Annotated in this window: 17 protein-coding genes and 4 tRNA genes; all 21 read right to left on the bottom strand. The window is 42.2% G+C overall.

All coding sequences use genetic code 11. The annotated features are described in order from the left end of the window. Positions 1–135: 135 nt before the first annotated feature. On the bottom strand, positions 136–615 hold the full coding sequence (gene rlmH / locus NFS43_RS19405) for a 23S rRNA (pseudouridine(1915)-N(3))-methyltransferase RlmH (RefSeq protein ID WP_251554436.1): 480 nt from the start codon (positions 613–615) through the stop codon (positions 136–138). Positions 616–716: 101 nt separating this feature from the next. Then, positions 717–875, bottom strand: coding sequence for a CxxH/CxxC protein (locus NFS43_RS19400; RefSeq protein WP_251554435.1), 159 nt, complete (start codon positions 873–875; stop codon positions 717–719). A 142-nt stretch (positions 876–1,017) separates the two neighbouring features. After that, positions 1,018–2,259: a S1C family serine protease gene (locus NFS43_RS19395; protein ID WP_277613978.1), complete on the bottom strand. Its 1,242-nt coding sequence runs from the start codon at positions 2,257–2,259 to the stop codon at positions 1,018–1,020. A gap of 172 nt (positions 2,260–2,431) precedes the next feature. After that, positions 2,432–3,226 (bottom strand): MBL fold metallo-hydrolase, encoded by a 795-nt coding sequence (locus NFS43_RS19390; RefSeq protein ID WP_251554434.1) that lies wholly within the window; start codon positions 3,224–3,226, stop codon positions 2,432–2,434. Between the two features lie 6 nt (positions 3,227–3,232). Further along, a complete protein-coding gene (locus NFS43_RS19385; protein WP_251554433.1) occupies positions 3,233–4,033 on the bottom strand; it encodes a two-component system regulatory protein YycI in 801 nt (266 codons plus the stop codon). Beyond that, on the bottom strand, positions 4,020–5,351 hold the full coding sequence (locus NFS43_RS19380) for a YycH family regulatory protein (RefSeq protein ID WP_251554432.1): 1,332 nt from the start codon (positions 5,349–5,351) through the stop codon (positions 4,020–4,022). The genes NFS43_RS19385 and NFS43_RS19380 overlap by 14 nt, the downstream gene beginning before the upstream one ends. Next, the gene (walK, locus tag NFS43_RS19375; RefSeq protein WP_251554431.1) at positions 5,348–7,174 is read right to left on the bottom strand and encodes a cell wall metabolism sensor histidine kinase WalK; all 1,827 of its coding nucleotides are present in this window, start codon (positions 7,172–7,174) and stop codon (positions 5,348–5,350) included. The genes NFS43_RS19380 and walK overlap by 4 nt, the downstream gene beginning before the upstream one ends. Positions 7,175–7,179: 5 nt before the next feature. Further along, positions 7,180–7,890, bottom strand: a complete 711-nt coding sequence (yycF, locus tag NFS43_RS19370) for a response regulator YycF (RefSeq protein WP_251554430.1) — start codon at positions 7,888–7,890, stop codon at positions 7,180–7,182. A 203-nt stretch (positions 7,891–8,093) separates the two neighbouring features. Next, entirely contained in the window at positions 8,094–9,545 is a 1,452-nt protein-coding gene (locus NFS43_RS19365) for a peptidoglycan DD-metalloendopeptidase family protein (protein ID WP_251554429.1), read from the bottom strand. Positions 9,546–9,944: 399 nt separating this feature from the next. After that, a tRNA-Phe gene (locus tag NFS43_RS19360) sits at positions 9,945–10,017 on the bottom strand. 175 nt (positions 10,018–10,192) lie between these two features. Beyond that, positions 10,193–10,269 (bottom strand) — tRNA-Asp (locus tag NFS43_RS19355). Positions 10,270–10,333: 64 nt separating this feature from the next. Beyond that, positions 10,334–10,405 (bottom strand) — tRNA-Glu (locus NFS43_RS19350). Between the two features lie 16 nt (positions 10,406–10,421). After that, positions 10,422–10,497, bottom strand: a tRNA-Lys gene (locus NFS43_RS19345). A gap of 129 nt (positions 10,498–10,626) precedes the next feature. Continuing rightward, positions 10,627–11,919 carry an adenylosuccinate synthase gene (locus NFS43_RS19340; protein WP_251554428.1) on the bottom strand — a complete coding sequence of 431 codons (1,293 nt, stop codon included), beginning with the start codon at positions 11,917–11,919 and terminating at the stop codon, positions 10,627–10,629. 188 nt (positions 11,920–12,107) lie between these two features. Continuing rightward, positions 12,108–13,463, bottom strand: coding sequence for a replicative DNA helicase (gene dnaB / locus NFS43_RS19335; protein WP_251554427.1), 1,356 nt, complete (start codon positions 13,461–13,463; stop codon positions 12,108–12,110). Positions 13,464–13,726: 263 nt separating this feature from the next. Further along, positions 13,727–14,176 (bottom strand): 50S ribosomal protein L9, encoded by a 450-nt coding sequence (rplI, locus tag NFS43_RS19330; RefSeq protein ID WP_251554426.1) that lies wholly within the window; start codon positions 14,174–14,176, stop codon positions 13,727–13,729. Beyond that, the gene (locus tag NFS43_RS19325; RefSeq protein ID WP_251554425.1) at positions 14,173–16,146 is read right to left on the bottom strand and encodes a DHH family phosphoesterase; all 1,974 of its coding nucleotides are present in this window, start codon (positions 16,144–16,146) and stop codon (positions 14,173–14,175) included. The genes rplI and NFS43_RS19325 overlap by 4 nt, the downstream gene beginning before the upstream one ends. 111 nt (positions 16,147–16,257) lie before the next feature. After that, positions 16,258–17,199, bottom strand: coding sequence for a YybS family protein (locus tag NFS43_RS19320; protein ID WP_251554423.1), 942 nt, complete (start codon positions 17,197–17,199; stop codon positions 16,258–16,260). A 144-nt stretch (positions 17,200–17,343) separates the two neighbouring features. Beyond that, entirely contained in the window at positions 17,344–17,583 is a 240-nt protein-coding gene (rpsR, locus tag NFS43_RS19315) for a 30S ribosomal protein S18 (protein WP_202654617.1), read from the bottom strand. A gap of 47 nt (positions 17,584–17,630) precedes the next feature. Then, on the bottom strand, positions 17,631–18,134 hold the full coding sequence (ssb, locus tag NFS43_RS19310; RefSeq protein WP_251554422.1) for a single-stranded DNA-binding protein: 504 nt from the start codon (positions 18,132–18,134) through the stop codon (positions 17,631–17,633). A 69-nt stretch (positions 18,135–18,203) separates the two neighbouring features. Then, positions 18,204–18,491 carry a 30S ribosomal protein S6 gene (gene rpsF, locus NFS43_RS19305; RefSeq protein ID WP_251554421.1) on the bottom strand — a complete coding sequence of 96 codons (288 nt, stop codon included), beginning with the start codon at positions 18,489–18,491 and terminating at the stop codon, positions 18,204–18,206. Between the last annotated feature and the right edge of the window lie 48 nt (positions 18,492–18,539).

Here is an 18,539-nt window from a genome sequence, read left to right as displayed (position 1 = left end):
AGGTAACTTTGTCAATTTATTTTCATTGTTTTTCGACGGCAATAGCCTTCTTATTATTTCTATTTCCTTTAAGAAAACTTATTATGTTCTAGCCTCCCCCAATTTTAAGGAGAGGCATTTGGCTAAAAACCTCACTTACTTATGGTACGGTTCTCCCCGATTAATCCGAAACGCACGATAAATCTGCTCTACTAAAATCAACCGCATCAACTGGTGCGGGAAAGTCATCCTTGAAAATGAAAGCTGTTCATTGGACCGTTTTACAACCTCATCACTTAACCCCAACGATCCGCCAATCACAAAAGCAAGCTTGCTCTTTCCATAAGTCGCCAGTTTATCCAACGTATCCGCTAATTCCTCGGAGGATGGCATTTTCCCCTGGATCGCCAGTGCTATCACATATGTATCCTGGCTAATTTTTGCCAGTATTCGTTCACCTTCTTTTTGCTTAACCTGCAGCATTTCCAATTCACTTAATTCCTCGGGTGCTTTTTCGTCAGCCACCTCAACAACCTCTACCTTGGCATAAGCCGATAATCTCTTCAAATACTCCTCAATACCCTGCTTCAAATATTTCTCTTTTAATTTTCCAACCGTAATAATCGAGATATTCACAATCCACAGCCCTTTACAACTTAATTACAAACAGTTTACAAACAAGATATCCACAGAAGTTATCCACATATTCACATTTTTTATCCACATTTTGTATGGAATCATTTGTTCGCCACCATATATACAGCTTGTTTTTGGCAGAATTCACAGTTTGTTGATAAGTTATCCACATCTATTTTTGTTAAAACTGGGAATGTTTCATACTCATTCACAACTACATCCAATGCAAGCTCCACATGCTCTTCACAGCAATTAATCATTTTAACCACCCTTACTTTTGTTTTAACCAATTATAGTTTTTACGTTTCTTTGATTGCCATTCAACACATTTCGAACGCGCACCTATTATCATACCATAAACAAAAAGCAGGAAAGTGGTTGTTTCACCTTCCTGCCATCCTCCTATTGCATATCCTCCGAAGCAAGCTTCACGGTTGCCTCCTGCTTATCTCCATTTCGGTAGAAGGTCACCTTCATTTGCTCGCCGACCTTCTTCTCCTGGTATAAATGCTTTCGCAGCTCAATTACATCGTTAATCTTGCTGCCATCCAGCTCCACGATCACATCCAATTCCTTTAACCCAGCCACATCTGCCGGTGACCCTGGTACAACTTGGCGGATTGCTGCCCCATAATTAATGTCATGAGGCAATTTCAAAGCCTGTTCCTGATAATAAGCTGGAATTTCATCCACCGACCTTAAGTCCACTCCCAGATACGGGCGTTTGACTGAACCATAGCTCTCCAGGTCATTAATAATTGGCTTCGCAGAATTAATCGGAATCGATAAGCCAATCCCTTCTACTGCCTCCTGGGAAATTTTCATCGAGTTAATCCCGACTACCTGGCCCGCCATATTAATTAACGCACCACCGCTGTTTCCTGGATTAATCGCTGCGTCCGTCTGCAGGACATCCGACTGCCAGTCAATCACCCCATCTTGGTTAATATCAACTGGGATCGTCCGCTTGAGACCGGAAATAATTCCTTGCGTCACCGAGCCTGAGAAGGTTGGACCGAGCGGATTCCCAATTGCCATCACTGGCTCCCCCATTTTGAGACTGTCTGAATTGCCGAATTCGGCCACCTTTTTCACATGTGTATCCTCAATAGATAGTACCGCCAAGTCCGTCCACATATCACTGCCAAGAAGCTTGGCCGGCACTTTGGTTCCATCTGTTAAGCTGACCTCCAGTTTGGAGGCTCCTTCAATAACGTGATGGTTGGTCACAACGAAGGCTTTCCCGCCCTCTTTTTTATAAATCACACCCGAGCCAGTCCCAGCCTCCTGCTCGGTCCCCGTGTCGTCCGACCAAAAGCCTGATGACTGGATATTGGTAATCCCGACAACCGCTTCGGCTGCCTTTTCCACAGCGGCCGTTGTATCGGTTTCAACATCGTAGGAAATCTGCCGCGTTTCCATGTTGGTATTGTCCTGACCTTGATCACGATCTTCTGTTTCCGCGCCATTTTGGCTGGTTTCTAGTTTATAAGGCAAAATGCCACGGTCGGATAAGGCAGGAAGTGAAATCATGACCAGCAGCGCCCCAAGAATGGCTCCAACTAAGCTGGCGATAAAGATCCCGCTTCGGCCGCCCCTTCGTTCTCGATATCGGTTCTGTGAATGATCATCATAATAGCCCATATTCACCATTCCTCTCTTTCGAAATGATTCATAACCTATAGTTTGGCCTTCTATTACCATTATACTCCGGAGAAAAGGTTTTTTAAAAATTTTGCTGTTTGTTCCACATAACAAACAGCATTTTCTTGCGATTCTTAGCGCAAAAAAAACCGTGAGGCTTGTCCTCACGGTTTTAAACTGCTGTTACTATGGTTGGAATCTTTGGATCTGTATCATACAGGTCAAACTGTTCGCCGACAATGAAGCCCTTCGTTTGCAATGTCTGGGCAACGGACATTCTGGCTAAGTCTTTCATATTATTATCCAAACTTAAATGCGCAAGATAGACACGCTTTGTCCGATCCCCGACAACATCCCCAATGGCCAGTGCGGCGTCTTCATTGGAAACATGTCCAACATCACTTAAAATTCTTCGCTTTATATTCCATGGATAGCGGCCCATCCGCAGCATCTGCACATCATGATTCGACTCAAAAATATACGTGTCGGCATTAGAGATAATCCCTTTCATCCGATCGCTTACATACCCTGTGTCCGTAATCAGAACCAGTTTTTTTCCGGATTGGTGGAAAACATAAAACATTGGCTCTGCAGCATCATGGGAAACGCCGAACGATTCAATATCGACGGAACCGAAACTTTTGACCGACTCCATATCAAAAATAAACTTTTGCTCTGCAGGGATGACCCCAACATTGCTTTCCATTGCCCGCCAGGTTTTTTCATTGGCATAGACCGGAAGCTTGTACTTGCGGGCGAGAATGCCGATTCCTTTTATATGGTCACTGTGTTCATGCGTAACAAAGATGGCAGACAGCTTACTGATATCACGGTCAATCTGCTGAAACAGGGCTTCCATCTGCTTTCCGCTAAAACCGGCATCCACAAGAAAGGAATGTTCGTCTGATTCCACATAGAGGGCGTTCCCCGTACTCCCGCTTGCTAGAATACTATATCGTAATGACATTCATACTCACTCCACAATCGTATTTTCATCGCTGTTAAAATCTATAATCTTACCCTCAAATGCATTGACATACAGACTTTCTTTATTATTGACGACAATGCGCCAAGTTGGTGCTAACACCTGAGAGGCGGCTAATTGGATTAGTGTAGAATAACCGATCTCCACCTTCGTTATTTCGCTTTTTGGTTTGAGGTCGCCCTTTTGATGCAGTGTTTCAAGCGCTTTTAGAGCTGAAAGAATTTCTTCTTCTTTTGCTGACATTTTCTGAATATCCCCTAGATATGTCTGCTCATAGGACACAATTTGATGTTCTGAATTAAGATCCAGGGTAATCATCCCGTTAATGTTATGATATAAGGGAGCATTGTCATACAGCTGATAGCAGGTAATGGTATTTGTTTTCTCATCCGTTTCCCAATACAAATAATCTTTCCCGTTAAGCACATTCTCCCTTAAAAAGTCATGAACTTCCGAAGGTGCCATTTTCTCGCTTAATTGAAATGGCTTATCCAGCAACGCCTGCAAGGTGGTGCCTGTCTCATTTAAGGATGCTGTTTGATTTTTTAATTTGGCAAGATCACTTTTTGCAAATTCCTTTGGTTTGGCACTAAGATATTGTGCCTTAATTTGGACGGTTGGCAGCTCCTTATAGGTGATCTGATCGTCTTTTAATTTTTGTTCCACGGTTGCTGGAGTGATAACTTCATAATTATTGGCATCTCGGCTTTTCATAAACTGAAACAGCAGGTAAACGTCCAAGATCAAGAAAGTAATGATAAATATGGTCTTAATTCTACTCCAATCCATACGCGGGACCTCCCAGCTGTTCCATCGTTATTTGGCCCCAGGTATTATTGTAGCGGTAAAACCACGCTGGCTCTAATAGGATTAAACGGTTTTCTTCATCTTCCCGTTCCATTGTATAGCCTAATACCAACTGTTCCAAAAGCTCTGGCTTGAAGTTGTTTTTATTTTGCAAATAGGTTAAAATCTCATGCCCGGACGGTTGTGTGACCATTTGCATTTCTGTTGTTAACGGCAGTTCAAGGGAAATATTTGGCCGGGTATAACTTGTAATTTCATTCCTGCCCCAAACCTCGGTAATTTCCGATAGGCCGCGTCCATTAAACACCGGGTATCCATCTGTCGTATACAGCCTGAAGGTCACCGAACGGTTAAACTCATCTTTAGATACGTACCGATAGGGGTCCGTCCACCCGCCGTGCCCATTGACAAAATCTATGCTCCGTTTGACCAAGTCATAGGGTGTTTCTACATACTTCTCCTCGGTAGTCGGGTTTACATAGGTAAGCATATTGGTAATAAGGTTAATACTCAGCTTGCTAGAGTTATCGGTATACTCTTCCCACGGAGCTACCGTGCTTTTTTGCACATAATCCGGATTGCTGAAAAGAGCTTCCTTTAACTCTTCGGAATCCAGTGTCACTGGCAAATACTTATAGGTATTCATCTTTGTTTCGTTCTCCGGCAGGTAAATGGTTCGGTTTTCTGAAGCATCGAAGGCAAAATAACGCGGAAGACTGGCTGAATTTTTGTAGAAATCCTTGTTAAAATCCTTTAGATTGGCGGGTGAAATATGACTGATATAGACCTGATTGGTTTCTGAGGAAACAAAATAAACATCCCCGTTATCCGTTTCGGAATTCTCCGCACTAATAATAATCCGGTCAAAGGTAAACACAGGTACCTTTTTTTCCTCAAGCTTTAACACATTGCGGTAAATCTCAATCGGCACATCATCAGGGAAAACGATTTCTGCCTTCCCTGTTCCAGTCGTAATTTCCTTCAAATTGCCTTCTTCTTTGACGGCATAGTTTTTTACATCAAAAAAGGACCAGCTGCTTAATTCCTTTATAATTTTATCAAGCTCTTCTGCACTATTGGTGCCGTAGAGACCGCCATCCGTATGGTATATCACCATATCAGGCTTAACAATCGTTTGTACCTCTTGTTTTTCACTTAATGTGACTTCTTTGACAGCGGCGTTGTCGCTGTTTTCCAGTTTTTCGAAATTGGGATGGTAGGTCCAAAGATTCCATGTCAAAAAAATACTAATGGAAACCAAAATAGCTAACATTACGGATTTACTATTTTCATAACTCATGACCATTCATCCTCTTCAGTCCACTCATAGGGCAGCAAAAAGGAAATCGTTGTTCCTTTCCCTTCTTGGCTTTTTGCCCATATATTTCCGCCATGCGCTTTGATAATTTCTTTGGCGATGGCAAGTCCTAAGCCGGTTCCCCCCATTTTACGGGTTCTTGCTTTATCCACCCGATAGAACCGGTCAAAGATTTTTCCAATGCTCTCTTTTGGTATCCCCATCCCTTGGTCAGAGACACTGACCGTAATTTGATCTTTGCCCTCTTTAATCGAGAACGTGACTTGTCCGCCATCCGGTGAATACTTTAACGCATTGGAGATAATATTGTATAAAACCTGGGTCATTTTATCTGCATCCACTTCAACCCATATGGCATGGTCCGGCAATAGCCGTTTAAAGCTGACATTTTGCTCCTTCGCCATTTCAAATCGATCAATGATTCGATTATAAAAATCTACAAAGTTAACCCATTCCATTTTCAAACGATAATCAGTACTGTCCATTTTCGACAATGTCAATAGGTCATTTACCAGACGGATCATTCGTTCTGTTTCCGTTCTGGTTACTTCCAAGAAATTCGGGGCAAGTTCTTGATCCTGCCAAGCCCCATCCGCTAAGGCCTCAAGATAGCTCCTCATCGTTGTTAAGGGCGTCCTTAATTCATGTGAAACGTTGGCGACAAACTCCCTGCGCTCAGCATCGATCTTTTCCTGCTCGGTAATATCGTGAAGAACACAGATTAGCCCGTTTACAAATCCTGTTTCTTTTTGGATCACTGAAAAACTGGCCCTTAGGATATACGCTTCCGATTTCGTACTGTAATCTAAAATTAACGACTCCGTTTCTTCCAATAAATCCTCAAAGGTATTGGTATCCTCCAAGTCCAGCAACGAGATAATCGATTGCGACATGACTGTTTCACGTGAAACATCCAACATCTCGGCTGCCGGCTCATTAATCAGCATGACCCGTCCCTTTCTGTCAGTGGCAATCACGCCATCGGTCATATTCGCCAGGACGGAAGATAATTTCCTCCGTTCCCCTTCGGTCATTGCCTGGGCTTCCTGCAATTTTTTCGTTAAATTGTTGAAGGTCAACGCCAGCGTCCCAATTTCATCATTTCCGTATACTTTAACCTTACGGGAGAAATTCCCTTTTGCCATCGCTAGAGCCTGTTTTCTCATATCGGAGATTGGCTTCGTAATAGTCTGGGCAAGCAGTGCCCCCAATACAGCTGTAATCGATAAGGCGATTGCCGTTCCTGTAGCAAAAATCTTATTGATGGTGTTCATTTGCTGAAACACGCTCTCAATTTTTGCATGCAGATAGATGGCCCCAATCACTTTACTGCCCGACTTTATGGGAGTGGCAAGAACCCATGTACGTTCTCCCGTTTTTGGGTTGATTTGAATGGTGCTTTGATCCTCTTCCAATACCATCGCTTGTTTAATCCGCAAGACAGTCGTTCTTTGTCCGACCATGTCCTGATTTCCTGGAAGCGAAGTGCCTAGGATTTTTAACGACCTGCTTTCAATCACCTGCACTTCAGAAATATCACCGGTATCAAAGTCTCTTAATAATTTGTTAATGTCTTCTTCCAACGGACTATCTTCAGGGGTCCTTTGCTTTTCCATTTCTTCACGGATATTGAAGCTCAAAAGATCTACCCGCTGCTTAATGGAGGTCTGGAAGTTGGTTCTTAACGTGTCCTCCAGCTGCCTGACAAAGTAAACCCCGATAATCTGCATGGCCACTAAAATAAGGAGGACATAGATGAGAACAAATTTTACTTTTATGGAACGGAAGAACCCAACTTTGTTCATTAAAATTACTCCTGTTCAGGATTGCGTAAATAATAGCCTACGCCCCGGCGTGTCACAATCCAAGCCGGATGGCTCGGGCTGTCCTCAATTTTTTCTCTAAGGCGCCTTACAGTCACGTCAACCGTTCTTACATCACCGTAATAATCATAGCCCCAAACGGTTTGCAATAAATGTTCTCGTGTCATTACCTGTCCGATATGTTTCGCCAAATAATGCAGCAGTTCAAATTCCCGATGGGTCAGTTCAATCGTCTCACCACGTTTAGACACAATATAGGCATCTGGATGAATGACAAGGGAGCCAATCACCAGTTCATTTGTTTCATTTTCTTCTTCACTTTGTACCGCAATCTGCTGATGCCGGCGCAGGTTAGCTTTGACACGAGCAATTAATTCCCTAGTACTGAAAGGCTTTGTTACATAATCATCCGCACCCAGCTCAAGGCCAAGGACTTTATCAATTTCCGAGTCTTTTGCTGTGAGCATAATGATGGGCATTTCATATTTTTTGCGGACTTCACGGCACACTTCCATCCCATCCCGCATCGGAAGCATAATATCTAAAAGAATTAAATCAGGCTGAACTTCATCTATAAGTTGAAGCGCCTCATTTCCATCATAAGCACAATAAACGTCATAACCTTCTTTTTTTAGGTTAAACTGTAAAATATCTGCAATCGGTTTTTCATCATCGACAACAAGAATTTTCTTTTCCATAACATTGCTCCTTTTCGCTTTTATTCTATTTTGCTCAAGTAAGGCACCATCAGCGGGATAACTTGCTGTCCTATATACGGAGTTGAAATAGTCATAACTATACTATTTTACTTTACCACTGTTTTTGCCTATTTTCATCTATTAGAAGTAATTGACAGTCGGATATTCAAAAAAAAAAAATCTCTAGGTAGACTAGAGATTAGTTATTTTAGATAGGACATTGGGTTTACCAAGCCGCCATTTTTATATACTTCAAAGTGGAGATGGACGCCGGTTGCATCGCCTGTTGCTCCCATCACACCGATGGCTGTCCCCTTTGAAACCGTCTGGCCTTGCTTTACATTAATCGATGCCATATGGGCATATAAAGTGCGCATTCCATTTTGATGGTCAATAATGACTTTATTGCCATAGCCGCCATTATCCCATCCAGCAGAAACAACTACCCCGTTATCTGCCGCTTTGATGGTTCTGTTGCTAGGCCTTGCGATATCAATTCCTTTATGTTTTTTGCCCCAGCGATAGCCCATTCGGCTGGAAACATACCCGCCTACTGTCGGCCAAGCCAAGCTGCCATCACCGCGGGAAGGAATGACCTTTGTCCCTTTTACCACAATTTTGTCAACTGGCTGCTGAAGGATTTGCTCACTTGTTTGTTCTTTTTTGACCGTTGCTCCATTTTGCTCAGAGATGGAATAGGTAACAGATCTAGCACCATTTTGTCCTTCTTGCTTTACCTTCGTTTCGCCTTTGTCCATCGAAGCATCTTCTTCGGTTTGCTGGGCAAATGGAATTTCTTCTCTTTGGTTTACCTCTTTATCGACGACTACTTCTACATATGGCTGTAATGCAGTAATATTCATTTCTTGGCCAATTTGTAAAAGCGAGTCTTGAGTCAGCCCTGGATTTAATGCTAATAGTTCTCCGGCCGTTAACCCATTCTGATGGGCGATGGTTTCAATGGCATCACCTGGCTGGACCGCATATTTCTTTTCCTCCAGGGTTCCCTTCTGAAGATAGGTAAGTGCCGCATCAGGGGTCATGATACTTTCAGGTGCTATTTTTCTGTCTTCAACTGAAACATTTTTTGACAAGCGAACGTCTAATAGACGAGTTTGATTTTCACCGAGCGGCGGCAATGGGTCAGCAGAGGCTTTTCTAGCTTCTAGTTCGCTTAATTGGTCTGCCGATACATATTGCAGCTTCAGGTTTTGGATGACCTCTTCAGCCGTCTCTTTATTGTCTAGGTAGACAACAGGCTGGCCATCGATCACAATGGCAGCGGCTTCTGCTTGGATTTGGAATGAACTGTTCAGATTTTGGATGGCTTCTGAATTATTCACAGCAGAAGAATGAAATACTTGTTCAGGGATGTATTGGATTTGTGAATCCAGATCAAAGTTTGCATGTTGAAAGGTTTGTTTTGCTGTATCCACCTTTTCGGCTACCAGCTTATCTAGTACTTCTTTATCAGTCACATTCCCTATGTAGGTACCATTGGCATAGACATGATAGATGGTTGTTAATTTAGCGGAAGTGGCAAATGCAACCGGTCCATTACTAAAGGCGATAACGGATGCAGCCATTGCAGAAACGATCGTTGATTTAACTATTAAGTGCTTTTTTGATTTTATTTTATTATTGAAAGAAAACATTCTTTCCCTCCTAAACCACGGTAAAACCCTATGAATCTAATAAAATGATTAAATCAGAGTTATCCAGAATTTTAGCTGTTATAAATTTACCATAATTTATTTGTAAAAGTTTAAGAATCTTTATAATGTAACAAAAATGTATAATAGCTGACATTTTTCTACTTTTGCTTGAAATAGAATAGTAATATTTTCCTGTTTTTTCGCGGTTTTTTTTCAGGAAAACCCTTTCATACCAAGGATTCGACTAGTTATTTTGACGTGAATAGGTTTTTTTACAAAATAGGACAAAACATACGGTGAAATGGAAAAAAATAGTTACATTGTTACAATAGTATTACAATGAATCCATAGGCGCATAAAAAAACAGAAGCCTGCATCATTGCAAGCTTCTGTTTTTAATGGCTCAGGACGGAATCGAACCGCCGACACAAGGATTTTCAGTCCTTTGCTCTACCGACTGAGCTACTGAGCCAAATATATATTTTTAGTGTCCTAAACTTTGTTAAGCTTAAGTCCTTCGTCCCCATCTCAGAAAGCTTATTCAAGCAGCAGCTCGATGGGTACGCTGATGCTATTTCTCAGAAGCTTATTCGATCGTGCTCTACCGACTGAGCTACTGAGCCATATCCTATATTAGTATGTATAAGTGGCGGTCTGGACGGGACTCGAACCCGCGACCTCCTGCGTGACAGGCAGGCATTCTAACCAGCTGAACTACCAGACCATATAAATTGATTGCCAGAAAGGAAACCGTCCTCGCCAGTCACTTGCTGACAATCAAATGCCGATGACCCCTACGGGATTCGAACCCGTGTTACCGCCGTGAAAGGGCGGTGTCTTAACCGCTTGACCAAGGGGCCATTATGAAATTTAAAATGGTGAGCCATGAAGGACTCGAACCTTCGACCCTCTGATTAAAAGTCAGATGCTCTACCGACTGAGCTAATGGCTCGTACTTATATATTTCATCGCATCTCAGCGACGTTTTTTATAATACCATGGGTACTATCCATTGTGCAATACTTTTTTTGAAAAAGTTTTAAAAACCATCATGCCCTCCCAAAAGAGGGCATGAATATAATTAGATTTGTCTCCATGGACTGCGGACGACATTGGTTTGATTGCGGTCCGGTCCAACAGAGAATGTTGTTAATGGAACACCCGTCAGCTGGGTTACGCGTTCCACATAATGGCGGGCATTGACAGGGAGCTCGTCTAAAGACTTGCAGCCAGTAATATCCTCATTCCATCCTGGCAGCTCCTCATAAATCGGCTCGCACTGGGACAGCACCTTTAAGCTGGCTGGATATTCCGTAATAATCTCATCCTTATAACGGTAAGCCGTACAAATTTTCAAAGTCTCAATTCCAGTCAGCACATCGATCGAATTGAGAGAAAGATCAGTCAAACCGCTGACACGGCGGGCATGGCGGACAACGACGCTGTCAAACCAGCCGACACGGCGCGGACGGCCTGTTGTAGTGCCATATTCGCGGCCTACTTCACGAATCTGATGTCCAATTTCATCGTGCAATTCTGTTGGGAACGGCCCGTCGCCAACGCGGGAAGTGTATGCCTTACAAACACCCACAACATGAGTAATTTTGGACGGCCCTACACCTGAACCGATCGTTACTCCCCCCGCTACAGGATTGGAAGATGTAACAAACGGGTAGGTACCTTGGTCAATATCAAGCATGACCCCTTGAGCTCCTTCAAAAAGCACCCGCTTTCCGTCATCCAATGCCTCATTTAATACAACGGAAGTGTCACAGACATATTGTGCAATCTGCTGTCCGTATTCATAATACTCATCTAAAATATCTTCTTTTTTGAAGCCTTCTGTTTCATAAATCCGTTCGAATAAACGATTCTTTTCAGCCAGGTTTTGCTCCAATTTTTCCTCGAACACTTCAAGGTCCAATAGGTCCGCAATCCGGATGCCGACACGGGCCGCCTTATCCATATAAGCGGGACCAATACCTTTTTTAGTGGTTCCGATTTTATTAGCGCCTTTGCGCGCTTCCTCAACCTCATCCAATTTTAAATGATAAGGGAGGATGACATGGGCGCGATTGCTAATACGGAGATTATCCGTTGAAATGCCTCTCTCATGCAGATATGCAAGTTCTTCCACCAATGCCTTTGGATCGACAACCATGCCATTTCCAATGACACTTATTTTTTCCTTATTGAAAATCCCCGAAGGAATCAAATGCAATTTGTAGGTTTCCCCGTTAAACTTAATCGTGTGGCCTGCATTGTTTCCCCCTTGATAACGGGCAATAACCTCTGCATTTTCAGAAAGAAAGTCCGTTATTTTCCCTTTTCCTTCGTCTCCCCATTGCGTACCGACAACCACAACTGATGACATAAAGGCACCTCCAAGTGTTTTACTTCCGATTAAATAATAATTAACACCACTTTAGTTTACCAATATCAGTATAAAAAATCAATTAAACACGAACATTTTATATAAATATATTTATCTACGTTCGTATAAATAGCAATCTATCACTATAGAAAAAGAGCCAGCCTATGCTGACTCTTTCTCTTAATCTATTAAGCCCCTGGAGGTGAATCATACCTTGTTTCCAGGTTCACGAATTTATTATATTCTTTTACAAATGCCAGCGATACGGTACCAACCGGACCATTACGCTGCTTGGCAATGATGATTTCAATAATATTCTTGTTCTCTGATTCTTTATCATAATAATCATCACGGTATAAAAAGGCAACAATATCAGCATCCTGCTCGATACTTCCTGATTCACGGATGTCTGACATCATCGGACGCTTATCCTGGCGCTGCTCGACACCACGAGACAGCTGTGATAATGCAATAACAGGCACTTTAAGTTCTCGGGCTAGCTGCTTTAGGGAACGGGAAATTTCCGATACTTCCTGCTGGCGGTTTTCCCCAGAACGGCCGCTGCCCAAAATCAACTGCAAATAGTCAATTAAAATCATTCCCAATCCGTGCTCTTGCGCTAAACGGCGGCATTTGGAACGAATATCACTGATTCTTACACCAGGTGTGTCATCAATATAGATCCCCGTGTTTGATAAAGTTCCCATTGCCATCGTCAGCTTGCCCCAGTCTTCGTCTGTCAGCGACCCTGTACGGAGCCTCTGGGCATCAATATTTCCTTCAGCACATAAAAGACGCATAACAAGCTGTTCTGCCCCCATCTCAAGACTGAAGATCGCCACATTTTCGCCTGTTTTTTTGGCAACATTTTGGGCAATATTCAAGGCGAATGCCGTTTTACCTACAGAAGGACGGGCACCTACAATGATTAAGTCATTGCGCTGGAATCCTGCTGTCATCCGGTCAAGCTCAACAAATCCTGTCTCAAGTCCGGTAATCTCCCCAACCCGTTTATGCATTTCCTCAATATTATCATAGGTACGGACAAGAACATCTTTTATGTCATGGAAGGCGCCGGCATTTTTTCGCTGGGCGACTTCCAGAATGCTTTTTTCCGCTTCACTTAACAGCGCATCTACTTCATCCTCACGCGTATATCCATCTGTAGCAATATTGGTGGCCGTACGGATCAGCCTGCGCAACAGCGACTTTTCTTCAACGATTCTGGCATAATACTCCAGGTTGGCAGCCGTCGGGACGGATGCTGCCAGTTCACTCAAATAACTGACACCTCCGACATCCTCCAGCAATTTCGCCGCTGCAAGCTCCTCTGTTACCGTTACAAGGTCTATTGCCTTCCCTTGGTCATTTAGTTTTAGCATCATGTGAAAGATCTTTTGGTGTGACGCCCGATAAAAATCTTCTGGAATCAATACCTCTGAAGCAAGTGTTAAAGAAGATGGCTCTAAAAAGATTGCTCCAAGCACAGCCTGTTCTGCCTCAATATTTTGGGGAGGCATGCGGTCTGCAAACAAATCACTCATCTATCAAAACCTCCTATTGAAGGAAAAATCTTTGGCTGTATCAAATCATATGCAAAGAATAGCGCGGCTGCACTACATGAATTTTTTATATGAAAACCTAATTTTATAATATAACCTGAAAAGGTGCTCGTCCAAAAAATGCATCAAAGAAAAAAGTGACCAGTTTCAACCGATCACATTTCCATATTGCTTCTATTCCATTTTATCATGATTGCCTTAAATTTGAACTGGCAATTTTTTTGTAATTCATGCAGCTGGAAAAACTATTTTACTTCTTTTACTGAAACCGTTAGTGTGGCCGTCACCTCATGGTGCAGCTTCACTGGAATCTTCGTATGTCCAAGCGTGCGAATGGCGTCATCCAGCTCCATTTTCCGCTTATCAATTTTAATACCGTGTTTTTTCTGTAATTCTTCCGCAACCTGCTTTGTTGTAATGGAACCAAACAAGCGGCCGCCTTCTCCTGCTTTCGCCGTCAATTCAACTGTAATTTTGTCCAAGACTTCCTTCAGTTTTTTTGCCTCAGCAAGTTCCTCTGCAGCAGCCTTTTCCTCTTTTTTCTTTTGAGCATCTAAGCTGCTGATATTGGCATTATTTGCTTCTACCGCCAATCCTTGTTTAATTAAAAAATTGTGGGCATAGCCATCCGCCACATTTTTAATTTCACCTTTTTTTCCTTTTCCTTTAACATCTTTTAGAAATATTACTTTCATTCTTGTTTGCTCCCTTCAAAATAATCATCAATGGCCTGTTTTAATCGTGATTCTGCTTCGTCAATGGTTATGCCAGTCAGCTGTGTGGCTGCATTCGTCAAATGGCCGCCGCCATCAAGGCTCTCCATAATAATTTGCACATTCACGCTTCCCAAGGACCTTGCACTGATACCGACCATATCCTCATTGCGCTTTGAGATAACAAACGACGCTGCTATTTTATCCATTGTCAGCAAAGTATCTGCTGCCTGTGCAATCGTCACCTGGTCATAAAACTCGGATTCATTGCCTCTGGCAATGGCAATTCCATCGCGGTAAAACTTGACCGATTCAATCAGCTTCGAACGCTTAATATACATATTAACATCCTGCTTTAAAAATTTCTGAACAAGAATCGTATCTGCGCCATGTGCCTTCAGGTAGGAGGCCGCATCAAATGTCCTGGAACCAGTTCGCAGCGTAAAACTTTTTGTGTCCACAATAATCCCCGCTAATAGGGCTGTTGCTTCAATCACTTCAATTTTACCCCGTTTTGGCTGATATTCAAGAAATTCGGTCACCAATTCAGATGTGGAGGAGGCATACGGCTCCATATAAACAAGCAGAGGGTTTGCGATAAAATCTTCCCCACGGCGGTGATGGTCAATGACGACAACATTGTCGATTTTCTTTAACAGCCGTTCATCCATCACAAGCGATGGTTTATGCGTATCCACTATGACAAGCAAAGTTTTATCCCCGGCTATTTCCAGTGCCGCTTCAGAATTAATGAACCTTGAATACAGCTTCTCTTGGCTGCGAATCTCATCCATCATCCTTGAAACGCCGGTATCCATTTCATTGGGATTCACCACCATATAGGCTTCCTTCTGGTTCATCTGGGCTACTTTATAGATTCCAATACTTGAACCAATGGAGTCCATATCAGGGTTCTTATGGCCCATGATTATTACCTTATCACTTGCTATAATTAAGTCTCTTAATGCGTGGGAAATCACCCTTGCCCTAACCCTTGTGCGTTTTTCAACCGGATTGGTTTTCCCGCCGTAAAATTTCACCTTGCCGCTTGGATGTTTAATGGCCACCTGATCCCCGCCCCTGCCCAAGGCTAAATCCAGGCTCGACTGGGCCAGCAATCCCAATTCAGGAAGCGATGAACCCCCTGACCCTATTCCGATACTTAAGGTAAAGGAGATGTTTTGCTGTAAAGTCTGTTCTCTCACTTCATCTAAAATGGTAAATTTGTTTTTTTCAAGGATGTTAAGAATTCGTTCATTAAAAACGGCGATAAATCGTTCAGATGAAATTCTTTTTAGAAACATTTCATTTTCATTGGCCCACTTATTTAGTATCGATGTCACCAAGTTATTGATGCTTCCTCGCATTTGGTCATCCATGCCCTGAGTTAAATCATCATAATTATCTAAAAAAATAATTGCAATAACAGTGCGGTCTTCATGATATTTTCTCTCAATTTCTGCCTGTTCCGTCACATCGAAAAAGTAAAGGAGCTTCTCTTCGCGTTTGTGGACTACACGGAATTTTCTGCTATTTAAGGTGATGATATGAGTCTCTGCTTCCTGTTTAAGCAGCTGAACCAAATTATCCGCAAGATCATAGAGGGACTTGCCCACCAATGTATCTTCCTCAAAATACGCAGACATATACGGATTGGTCCATTCAATATCATAATCATCATTAATGAGCATGATCCCAATCGGCATTTCAAGCAGCGCTTCTTCGCCCACTTTTTTTACCCGATATGAAAGGGTAGAGATATACTCCTCCACTTCTTCTCGTTGCCGCTGCTCAATGACAAACATAAAGTAAAGCGGAAAAAACATTAATAACAGACCAGCGAGACTTAAGACCCAATTATATAAGGATAGGACGATGATGAGTACGATTGTAACGCCTATTAACCCAAAGAATGGGTAACGAATGGATCGTTTTTCTAAAAATGCAGGCAAAATTTCTCAGCTCCTAAATCCAGTAGTCGTTAAAATTTATAAAATGTTTCTATATCTTATTCCAATCACCTATTAAGCAGTATATGTATACCGAAATGGACTTCCTGCAGACTATTTTTTCCTTAGCTTTTTCCGCCTATCAAACCCTAAATCAATTATACCTAATATCCCTATAATATAAAGAAAAATCGGAATAAAGAAGGAAGCAATAAGCAAAATCACTCCAATAGACTTGGATAATCCTTTTACATCTAAAAAGTAGAACAAAAAGGTGCACCCTTGAAACCACATTAAGGCTTGCAAAATAAAAGACAAATTAAATAATGCAGCATACAGATAAGTGCCTTGTTCGGGGTGCAGCAAGAGACTAGCCGTCAGAGTAATGAGCAAATACCATAATGTACTTTTTGGCAGACTAAGTTCTCTAAAAGGCTTCCATTTCTGAATTTCAATTCCAAACCTTTTTACAATTGGAAGCGATACTGATTGTGTGATGAAAGTCGTAACCACTGACCATATGACAATCATAGAAGGGAATAATGTTTTTACTAAAGATAACGCTTTTTTGATTTGTTCTATTGTTTGTTCTGCCTGTGCCTCCTGCCCCAAGCTCTTTAGCATATCCGCTGACTTGGTTAAGGAATCTTGCATGACATCATTTATTTCCTTAAAAATATCGATATTGAAAAGCGCAACACTGATTGCGTAAGATGCGATCATATTGACTAAAAATACAATGGTTCCTGCCAGTAAAATAATGATCCGGTCTTTTTTTCTTTGAATAAGATATCCAGTGACAACACCAGTTGTTCCATAGGCAAATGCAAGCGGCAGTGATGTCAGCGACCCTAGGATCAAGGAAATCAAAATGGAGGCAGCCAGAAACACAAGAGACATTTTCCATTCATTCTTGGCAGCAAACAGGATGAACGGAACTGCTAGAAAAAAGTTTGCCACCATTCCTAACAGCGGTACATAGATCGTAATTAATAATAGCACTGCAAAGATGGCCAAGAGCATGGCCCCTTCAGTCAGTATACGGGCATTCTTCACTTTTTCACCTCTAAACGTAATCGATACCTATCTCTTTATTTTATCTAGATAACCAAATGTATTCAACTAACAAAAGCAGACAGTTCAACAGCATGTAATAAAAAAGGCAGCCGGGTGAACACCCAAACTGCCTTTTTCTATTGATTACTCGCCTGCAACAAATGGCAATAATGCCATTTGACGTGCACGTTTGATCGCAACAGTTAATTTACGCTGATATTTAGCGCTTGTGCCTGTCACACGACGTGGTAAAATTTTACCGCGTTCTGAGATGAATTTTTTTAGCAAATCAACATCTTTATAGTCGATATGAGTGATGCCATTTGCAGTGAAATAGCAAACTTTGCGGCGTTTTGCGCGTCCGCCTTTACGTCCACCTGCCATGGAATTTCCCTCCTTTTATGTTTATAACCGAACCCTAAAGGCTTGCATTAGAATGGGAGATCATCGTCGGAAATGTCAATTTGACCGCTTCCGCCAAATGGATCATCATTCACTTTTGTATAGCCTTGGTTGTTATTAGGCCGTTGATTCTGATTGCCGAATGGTGCACCCTGCGGTTCTCTAGGAGGCGCGCCAAAGTGATCATTGTCGTTCCTGTTAGCAGAAGAGGCATTTTTCGGTTCCAAAAATTGGACACTTTCTGCTAACACTTCTGTTACATAAACACGACGTCCATCTTGTGCTTCATAGTTACGGGTTTGAATCCGTCCATCCACACCTGCCAAACTTCCCTTTTTCAAGAAGTTAGCAACATTTTCAGCTGGTTTGCGCCAAACCACACAGTTAATAAAGTCAGTTTCGCGTTCACCCTGCTGGTTTGAAAATGGCCGGTTTACTGCTAACGAAAAAGTAGCAACTGCAACTCCGCTTGGCGTATAACGCAATTCAGGATCCTTTGTTAAACGGCCAACTAGCACGACACGATTCATCATCAGAATCAACTCCTTTTTCCAGAATATGTTTCACGTGAAACATATTCAAAAATTAAATTTATCGTTAAATTATGCTTCTTCTTTAATTACGATATGGCGAATGATATCTTCGCTGATTTTGGCAAGACGGCCAAACTCTTGTACTGCTGCAGCAGGAGAAGTAGTTTTTACGATTTGGTAATATCCGTCACGGAAATCATTGATTTCGTATGCAAGACGGCGTTTGCCCCAATCTTTGCTTTCAGCAGTCTCCGCGCCATTTTCAAGAAGAATTTTGTTAAAGCGCTCTACAAGTGCTTTTTTAGCCTCATCTTCAATATTTGGACGGATGATGTACATGATTTCGTACTTATTCATCACAGTCACCTCCTTTTGGTCTAGACGGCCCACCACATTAGTGGGCAA

Origin of the sequence: Neobacillus muris, from assembly GCF_943193175.1 — a bacterium.
Classification (GTDB): Bacteria; Bacillota; Bacilli; order Bacillales; family Cytobacillaceae; genus Neobacillus; species Neobacillus muris.
This window is presented reverse-complemented; position numbering and strand designations above follow the sequence as displayed.

Coding starts and splice junctions, on each gene's coding strand:
- NFS43_RS19400 (WP_251554435.1), bottom strand. CDS start 875: ATGATTAATTGCTGTGAAGAGCATGTGGAGCTTGCATTGGATGTAGTT.
- NFS43_RS19395 (WP_277613978.1), bottom strand. CDS start 2,259: ATGGGCTATTATGATGATCATTCACAGAACCGATATCGAGAACGAAGG.
- NFS43_RS19390 (WP_251554434.1), bottom strand. CDS start 3,226: ATGTCATTACGATATAGTATTCTAGCAAGCGGGAGTACGGGGAACGCC.
- NFS43_RS19385 (WP_251554433.1), bottom strand. CDS start 4,033: ATGGATTGGAGTAGAATTAAGACCATATTTATCATTACTTTCTTGATC.
- NFS43_RS19380 (WP_251554432.1), bottom strand. CDS start 5,351: ATGAGTTATGAAAATAGTAAATCCGTAATGTTAGCTATTTTGGTTTCC.
- walK (WP_251554431.1), bottom strand. CDS start 7,174: ATGAACAAAGTTGGGTTCTTCCGTTCCATAAAAGTAAAATTTGTTCTC.
- yycF (WP_251554430.1), bottom strand. CDS start 7,890: ATGGAAAAGAAAATTCTTGTTGTCGATGATGAAAAACCGATTGCAGAT.
- NFS43_RS19365 (WP_251554429.1), bottom strand. CDS start 9,545: ATGTTTTCTTTCAATAATAAAATAAAATCAAAAAAGCACTTAATAGTT.
- NFS43_RS19340 (WP_251554428.1), bottom strand. CDS start 11,919: ATGTCATCAGTTGTGGTTGTCGGTACGCAATGGGGAGACGAAGGAAAA.
- dnaB (WP_251554427.1), bottom strand. CDS start 13,463: ATGAGTGATTTGTTTGCAGACCGCATGCCTCCCCAAAATATTGAGGCA.
- rplI (WP_251554426.1), bottom strand. CDS start 14,176: ATGAAAGTAATATTTCTAAAAGATGTTAAAGGAAAAGGAAAAAAAGGT.
- rpsR (WP_202654617.1), bottom strand. CDS start 17,583: ATGGCAGGTGGACGTAAAGGCGGACGCGCAAAACGCCGCAAAGTTTGC.
- ssb (WP_251554422.1), bottom strand. CDS start 18,134: ATGATGAATCGTGTCGTGCTAGTTGGCCGTTTAACAAAGGATCCTGAA.
- rpsF (WP_251554421.1), bottom strand. CDS start 18,491: ATGAATAAGTACGAAATCATGTACATCATCCGTCCAAATATTGAAGAT.